We start from the raw sequence: 7,337 nt of genomic DNA on the forward strand, positions 1-7,337 counted from the left end.
CTCGACCAAAATCTAACGCAACCAAGGACACCTTCATGGCCTCCATCCACAACGACATTCCCCTCCCCGCCCCGGCTCACGACGTCTGGGATGCGGTTCGCGATTTCGGCGCGCTGCATCGGCGGCTGGCGCCGGGCTTCGTCACGGCCTGCACGCTCGACGGCGACGCGCGCATCGTCACCTTCGCCAACGGATCGGTGGCGCGCGAGGTGCTGGTCGATTGCGACGATGCCGGGCGGCGGCTGGTCTACGCGATCAACAACGAGCGTCTGAAGCATTACAGCGCCTCGGTGCAGGTGATCGCCGAGGGCGAGGGAAGATGCCGCCTGGTCTGGATCATCGACATGCTGCCGAACGAGCTCGCGCCCTATGTGCAGGGACAGACCAAGGATGCCGTCGCCGCCATACACCGAGCGTTTCCAGCCGCAGCTGCGTGACCTTTCTCACAGAGCCCAGCCCTCGTCCGCAATAACCATGGCGGCGTGCGTCCGGTTGGCTCCGCTCTCCCGGCGGCGCCCCGCACGCGAGGAGCAGGCCATGAGAGGTGCGGACAAGGTGATCTGCCAGGCGGCCGCCGTGCTGCTGATGTTTTCGATTTCGAGCGGACCGGCAAAGGCCCAGTTCCTCGGCGGCGGAGGTGCCGGCGGCGAGGACATGATGACCCAGATGGCGCCGATGCTGGAGATGATGAAGGCCAAGATGGGCAAGCGCCGCTTCGGCATGATGATGCAGACCATGGGCCCGATGATGAGCCGCATGATAGAGAATGGCGGTGGTGGTCTTGGTGGCATGATGGGCGGCGGCGGAATTGGCGGCCTCGGCGGCGGCAATCTCGGCGGCGGTTTCGGTGCGCCCAATTACGGCGGCTACGCGCCGATGGCCGGAGGCGGCACCATGCCGACGGGCATGGGCGGCATGGGCGGCGGCGATATCATGGGCATGCTCGGCGGCGCCGGCGGCGGCGACATGATGGCGATGATTCCGCAACTGATGCGGCTCGCCAATGTCGGCGGCAGTGGCGGCCATCGCCGCCACAGGCATCGCTAGTCCGCAGCGGCCGACAGAGCCGGCCTGATCGCAGGTTTGGTTTGGCGTGGTCCCCAGCGCGTCAGCACCACGCTGGAGCACGAGAGCAGGCCGAGCACGACCATCGAGCTCGCCGCCAGCCAGAAGAAGCTTTGCGCGGTGGCATCATGCGTCGACAGCCACCAGCCGACCGCCGAGATGTAGATCAGCCGCGCGGTCTGCGCCAGCACCGGTCCGATCACCTTGGCTGCGCCCTGCGACGAGAAATACATCGTCGAGGCGAGGCCGATGAAGGCGTAGAACGGCGCCACCGTCGACAAATATTGATGGCTGGTGGCGCGCACGGTCGCGCTGTCGGTGAAAATGTCGACCCAGAGATCGGGGAAGGCCGCGACCAGGCACGCCGGTGCACCGACGGCAACGAAGGCGCTCGCGGCCGCGATCCAGGCAATGCGCCGGGCACGGGCGATGCGGCCGGCGCCGACCGCCATGCCGATCATCGGCACCGAGGCGATGCCGAACGAGAACGCGATCGAGGTCAGCAGGAATTCCAGCCGCGCACCGATGCCGTAGCCGGCGAGGATCGCGGTGCCGAATTTCGCAAGCATGTGAGTGAAGATCGAGATCGTCAGCACCGATTGCAGCGGCGAGAAGCAGGCGATGGCGCCGACCTTCAGGATGTCGAAAAACATCGCCCATTGGATGCGCAGCCCGCGCAGCTTCGGCGTCACGCGGGCGCGGCCGGAGAACAGGTACCAGCCCATCACACCGATATTCATGCAATAGGCAATCAGCGCGCCGGCGGCGACGCCGCGCATGCCGAATTGCGGCACCGGACCGAGGCCGAGACCGAGCGTGCCGCCGAGCACGATCTGCCAGGCCGCGGAATTGAGGATCAACAGCGACGGCAGCTTCATGTTGCCGGTGCCGCGCAAGACGCCGGCCATGGTGTTGAGCAGCCAGGGCAGCACGGCGCCGCCGAAAAACACCTGGGTGTAGGCGATCGCATGCGTCAACACGTCGCCGCGGCCGCCTAGCATTTCCAGAATCCGCGGCCCGAAGATCAGCATGCCCAGCATGAAGACAAGGCCGAAGCTGATGCCGATCAAGAGCGCGTGCGCGGCGAGCGTCCCGGCACGCTCGCGATCGCCGGCGCCGAGTGCCCGCGCGATGGCGGAGGCCACCGCGCCGCCCATCGCACCGCCCGACATGGTCATGGTCAGGATCACTGTCGGAAACACCAGCGCCATCGCGGCCAGCGCTTCCACGCCAAGGCGTCCGATATAGGAGGTCTCCGCAATCACTGTGCAGGTGCCGGCTGAAAGCGCGACGACGTTGGGCCAGGCCAGCCCGAGCAGCGTGCGCAGGATCGGCCCGTCGGTCAGTGCATTCTTCACCGGGGGTGGCGGCGGAGGTAGCGGTCGCTCTTGTTCATCGACCGGAATCTCGGCGATGTCGGACATGTCCTCTCCCGGGCGCGAGCGCCAGTTGCGGCGCGGCAATGACTGGGTGTGCCAATGAATTTGTTCGCGCAAAAGGCGCGGGGTTCAGCTTGTTAGCACGGCAATTGCCGATTCCTTCTGCGCCTGATGCAGGCGTGCCCTGCGGCAGCGCATTTCGGTCGGTGACATCAGCCGACCGTCCAGATCAGCGGCGGCCGGCCCCCCGCGGCCGGGCGCATGTGCACGCCGATGTGCCGCCCGCATCCGGCCGCGAGCCCTTCGAACAGCCCCGCCAGCACCTTGGCGCAAGCGGGGTGGCAATCGGCGACGCCGTCCATCAACTTCCAGCTCTGCTGACGGATTTCGAACGTGCCTTCGGATTGCGTCGTCTCAGCCACATCGTCCTGCGTGACAAACAGCGCGTTGAGGAACGTCGCGAATTCGCTCGCACCACCGCGGCCCACCGACAGCGCCGCAGCGATCTCGTCAAAATATTGCATCCCGATCAGCTTGCCCGTGAGGTGCAGGAGATACCCGGCATCCTCCGGACCGAACAGCTGCACCATCACGGGCGCGGCGGTGCGCACATATTCCATCGCGTAGTTGCGGTAGGCTTTTTCCAGTCGCGGTCTTGGCCAGCTTGCGACCGGCAAGGCCGGAGCCGCGGCTGCATCGAACAGCGGCGCTTCGAGATGCCGCGCGAACACGAGGCGCTGGTCGAGCTCGAGCGGGTGGTCATATTGATAATAGTAGCCTTCGAGCCCATCCTGGCCGTCGACGCTCTGCTTGGTGCAGACGAACCCCAATCTGGTATCGCCGAGCGCCACGCCGTTGTTGGCGTGCCAGCCGCGCAGCATCGCGCGCGAGACTTCGCCCGGCACGCCGCAGATGGCAGTGCCTTTCCAGATCCAGCGCGGTGGCGGATAGCGGATCCAAGCTTTGCGGTCGCTCTCATACATGTATTCGACGTGCACGCCGCCGATCCAGTTCGAGAGGTAGTGATATTGCGCGGCGGCGACTGCTGGCGGCAGATGGCTCAGCCCGAGCTTCTCCAGCCCCAGCAGGAAGCGCTCCTGCTGCTGGCGGCGGAACACGCGAAAGACGAACTCCGCGGCATCTGCCGTGCCGCGACGTGTGACCACGGTGAGGATCAAGCCGGTGAAATAGGCGTGATAGAGATCGGCAACCGCGCGCCAGCGTTTCCATTGAGCTTCCTGCGCGGGGTCAGATGCAGCGGCCATGTTCGCTCCCGATCGTTGTTTTGATCGAGTGTGTCACCGCAGCCGGCGACAGACAAGCTGAGCCGCATGCAGGGCGCCTGCACGCGGGCTCGCCAATTCCGCATCACGAATTTTGCGCAGGCTTAATTTTGCGCAACTCTGGCGGCACGCTCGCGCTCGACGCGGTCGGTGACGTCGCGTGCCATCGCCACCGATCCCTGCACCACTCCAGCGGCGTCCCGCACCAGCGCAAAGGTCATCTCGATGTAGAGCTTGCGTCCGTCCTTGTGCAGCGCGCGGGTCAGTGTCGGTTTGCCCGCAAGCTTCATCGCGCCGCTGGCAAGCGCGGCCTCAAAACCCTTCCAGTGCGCGGCGCGCAGATGTTCGGGAATGATCAGGTCGAGATTCTGGCCCAGCGCTTCGTCCGCGGAGAAGCCGAACAGTGCGGACGAAGCGCGATTCCAGCGCATGATGGTGCCGGAGCGATCCGAATAGATCAGCGCATCGGCGACGTCGTCGAGGATGTATGCGTCGAGTTGGGATGGATTGGTCATGTCAGCACCTGGTGGCCCGGATGGAGCACAGCGTAAGCCGGGATCGTGCCACAAGTGAGACTTTCCCGGATGACGCTTGCGCTCCATCCGGGCGACGGGTGATCGCTACACCCGGAAATGCTTGCTCAGCTTCAGGCCCTGCGCCTGGTAGTTGGAGCCGATGCGCTGGCCGTACATCGCGTCGGGACGGGCCAGCATCTTCTCGTAGACGAGGCGGCCGACGATCTGGCCGTGCTCAAGGATGAACGGCACCTCGCGCGAGCGCACTTCGAGCACGGCGCGCGACCCCAACCCGCCGGCGCCGGCATAACCGAAGCCGGGATCGAAGAATCCGGCATAATGCACGCGGAACTCACCGACCAACGGATCGAACGGCACCATCTCCGCGGCGTAATCGGGCGGCACCTGCACCGCCTCTTTCGACGCGAGGATATAGAACTCGCCGGGATCGAGGATCAGGCTGCCGTCGGGACGGGCCGAGATCGGCTCCCAGAACTCCTCGACGGAATAACCGGCGCGACGATCGACGTCGATGACGCCGGTGTGGCGCTTGGCGCGGTAGCCGACGAAGCCGCCGCTCTTTTCGCCGGAGAGATCAACCGAGACGGCGACGCCGCCGGTGAGATCGGCGTCATCGATATCGACGAGACGCTCGGTCGCATGCAGCACCTCGAGGTCGTCGATGTTGAGGATGGCGTCGCCGGTGCGGAAGCGCACCTGGCTCAGGCGCGAGCCCTCGCTGACCAGCACTGGGAACGTCTTCGGACTGATCTCGGCATAGAGCGGACCGTGATAGCCGGCACCGATCATGTCGAAGCGGCGGGTGCCGTCGGCGATCACGCGGGTGAAGACGTCGAGCCGGCCGGTCGAGCTTTTCGGGTTGGCGGCCGCGACGATCTCCGGCGGCAGCGCGAGGCTTTCGAGCAGCGGCACGATGTAGACGCAGTTGGTCTCCAGCACGGCGCCGTCGGCGAGGCTGAACTCGTGCAGCTTCAACTCGTCGATGCGCTCAGCGACGGTGGCGCCGGGACCGGGCAGGAAGCTGGCGCGAACGCGATAGGCGATGTCGCCGAGGCGCAAATCGAGGCTCGCCGGCTGGATCTGGCTTTCGACGAAGTCGTAAGCGGGCAGGATGAGACCGCCCTCCGCCATCGCCGCGATCATGCGGTCGGGCAGGATACCATTGGCGTCGGCGGCGACCGTGAACGTCAACCCGGGGTCCTCATCAGGGATCAAACACATCCCGACATGCGGGAAATATGAGCGTTTTACGGCTATCCGATGGACGTCTTGACGGAAAGGGCATTGCGGAATATGAGCATGACTTATCCCGTGGTGATTTGAGCCGGCCGGCTTGCAGCCACGTTAAATAAGTCGCTAAACAGGCCGGGGACCTCTGTGATCCCGGCCCGTGGAGATATTCCAGGCCGGTTTTTTTGTGACCATTTTCGATGGTCACTTCAGGAGGTCCTATGTCGAAGTCCCCGGCGTCCACCGCGTCCTACCGTCCCGAAACCCGCCTGGTCCATTCCGGCACCCTGCGCTCGCAATATGGCGAGACGTCGGAGTCGCTGTTCCTGACCCAGGGCTACGTCTACAACAGCGCCGAGGAGTGCGAGGCGCGGTTCAAGGGCGAGGACCCCGGCTTCATCTATTCACGCTACTCCAATCCGACCATCTCGATGTTCGAGCGGCGCATGATCGAGCTCGAAGGCGCCGAAGCGGCACGTTCGGCGGCGACCGGCATGGCCGCGGTGACGACCGCGATCCTGGCGCCGCTCAAGGCCGGCGATCACGTCGTGGCCTCGCGCGCGCTGTTCGGCTCGTGTCTCTACGTCGTGCAGGATTTGCTGCCGCGCTACGGCATCGAGACCACGCTGGTCGACGGCCTCGATCTCGACCAGTGGCAGCGCGCCATGAAGCCGAACACCAAGACGTTTTTCCTGGAGAGCCCGACCAACCCGACGCTGGATGTACTCGACATTCCCGGCATCGCAGAGATCGCGCACAGCGGCGGCGCGCGGCTCGTCGTCGACAACGTGTTCGCCACCCCGATCTGGCAGAGCCCGCTCGCGCTCGGCGCCGACGTCGTGGTCTATTCCGCGACCAAGCACATCGATGGCCAGGGCCGCTGTCTCGGCGGCATCATCCTGTCCTCGGAAGCGTTCATCGCCGAGCACATCCACAATTTCATGCGCCAGACCGGCCCGTCGATCTCGCCGTTCAACGCATGGGTCCTGCTCAAGGGCCTAGAGACGCTCGCCGTGCGCGTGCGCGCGCAGACCGAGACGGCGGCGCGCATCGCGGACGTGCTGGCGAGCCATCCGAAGATTTCGCGGCTGGTGTTTCCCGGCCGCGCCGATCATCCGCAGGCCGCATTGGTGAAGAAGCAGATGCGCGGCGGCTCGACGCTGGTCGGCCTCGAGGTCAAGGGCGGCAAGCAGGCGGCGTTCCGCGTGCTCAACGAGCTCAAGCTTGCCAAGATCTCGAACAATCTCGGCGACGCCAAGAGCCTCGTCACGCATCCGGCCACCACGACGCATCAGCGCCTCAAGCCGGAGGACCGCGCTGCGCTCGGCATCAGCGAGGGCTTCATCCGCTTCTCGGCGGGGCTGGAGCACGCGGACGATCTGATCGAGGATCTGACCGCGGCGCTGGAGAAGGCGTAGCCACGCATGCCGCATCGTGGGGTGGTCAAAGCGAAGCGTGCCCACCATTCACGATCTCAGTGCCGATGGATGGTGGGCACGGCGCGCGAAGAGCGCGCCTTTGCCCACCCTACGCACCGATGCTTACATCGGCCGATAGGTCCGCACGTCCGCGGGCACGTTGACGCCGAGCTTGATCTGGCCGACAGAGCGGATGATGTCGTCGCCGAGGAGCTGGGCGAAGCAGGCGTAGCCCCAATCGTTCATGTGCAGGCCGTCGGCGATCACGAAGCTCTCGACCGGAATCGACTGCTTCTCGTGCCAGTCGCGCATCACCTCGAAGCGCGGGAAGATGCCGACATGACGAAGCTCGGCGACCTTGCCGAGCAACTTCACCATCTTGCCGGCGCTGTCCGCGCGCTGGTTGACGGCGGGCGAATATTGCGG

7 protein-coding genes, 1 pseudogene and 1 riboswitch are annotated in these 7,337 nt (G+C 65.4%); of the genes and pseudogenes, 3 read left to right on the forward strand and 5 right to left on the reverse strand.

Features of this window, described 5'->3' with window-relative positions; all coding sequences use genetic code 11:
- The first annotated feature begins 35 nt into the window (after positions 1 to 35).
- Together IVB47_RS20250 and IVB47_RS20255 are read left to right on the forward strand one after the other, a co-directional pair.
- Entirely contained in the window at positions 36 to 437 is a 402-nt protein-coding gene (locus IVB47_RS20250) for an SRPBCC family protein (RefSeq protein WP_027565883.1), read from the forward strand.
- A 100-nt stretch (positions 438 to 537) separates the two neighbouring features.
- On the forward strand, positions 538 to 1,047 hold the full coding sequence (locus IVB47_RS20255; protein WP_247463646.1) for a hypothetical protein: 510 nt from the start codon (positions 538 to 540) through the stop codon (positions 1,045 to 1,047).
- Here IVB47_RS20255 and IVB47_RS20260 read toward each other — a convergent pair.
- From IVB47_RS20260 to IVB47_RS20275, 4 genes are all read right to left on the reverse strand, one after another.
- Complete coding sequence (locus IVB47_RS20260) at positions 1,044 to 2,489, reverse strand: MATE family efflux transporter (protein WP_247463647.1); 1,446 nt, start codon at positions 2,487 to 2,489, stop codon at positions 1,044 to 1,046. The genes IVB47_RS20255 and IVB47_RS20260 overlap by 4 nt on opposite strands.
- A 167-nt stretch (positions 2,490 to 2,656) precedes the next feature.
- A complete protein-coding gene (locus tag IVB47_RS20265; RefSeq protein WP_247463650.1) occupies positions 2,657 to 3,709 on the reverse strand; it encodes a hypothetical protein in 1,053 nt (350 codons plus the stop codon).
- Between the two features lie 122 nt (positions 3,710 to 3,831).
- The gene (locus IVB47_RS20270; protein WP_247463653.1) at positions 3,832 to 4,242 is read right to left on the reverse strand and encodes a PAS domain S-box protein; all 411 of its coding nucleotides are present in this window, start codon (positions 4,240 to 4,242) and stop codon (positions 3,832 to 3,834) included.
- A gap of 105 nt (positions 4,243 to 4,347) precedes the next feature.
- Positions 4,348 to 5,454, reverse strand: a complete 1,107-nt coding sequence (locus tag IVB47_RS20275; RefSeq protein WP_247463656.1) for a 2'-deoxycytidine 5'-triphosphate deaminase — start codon at positions 5,452 to 5,454, stop codon at positions 4,348 to 4,350.
- Between the two features lie 110 nt (positions 5,455 to 5,564).
- A riboswitch (SAM riboswitch) is annotated at positions 5,565 to 5,644 on the forward strand.
- A 70-nt stretch (positions 5,645 to 5,714) separates the two neighbouring features.
- Here IVB47_RS20275 and IVB47_RS20280 point away from each other — a divergent pair.
- Positions 5,715 to 6,911, forward strand: a complete 1,197-nt coding sequence (locus IVB47_RS20280; protein WP_247357614.1) for an O-succinylhomoserine sulfhydrylase — start codon at positions 5,715 to 5,717, stop codon at positions 6,909 to 6,911.
- Positions 6,912 to 7,034: 123 nt separating this feature from the next.
- Here IVB47_RS20280 and IVB47_RS20285 read toward each other — a convergent pair.
- Positions 7,035 to 7,337 (reverse strand): annotated as a pseudogene (locus tag IVB47_RS20285) (SGNH/GDSL hydrolase family protein); the annotation flags it as partial.

This window comes from Bradyrhizobium sp. 62 (genome assembly GCF_023073035.1).
In the GTDB taxonomy this organism is placed as follows: domain Bacteria; phylum Pseudomonadota; class Alphaproteobacteria; order Rhizobiales; family Xanthobacteraceae; genus Bradyrhizobium.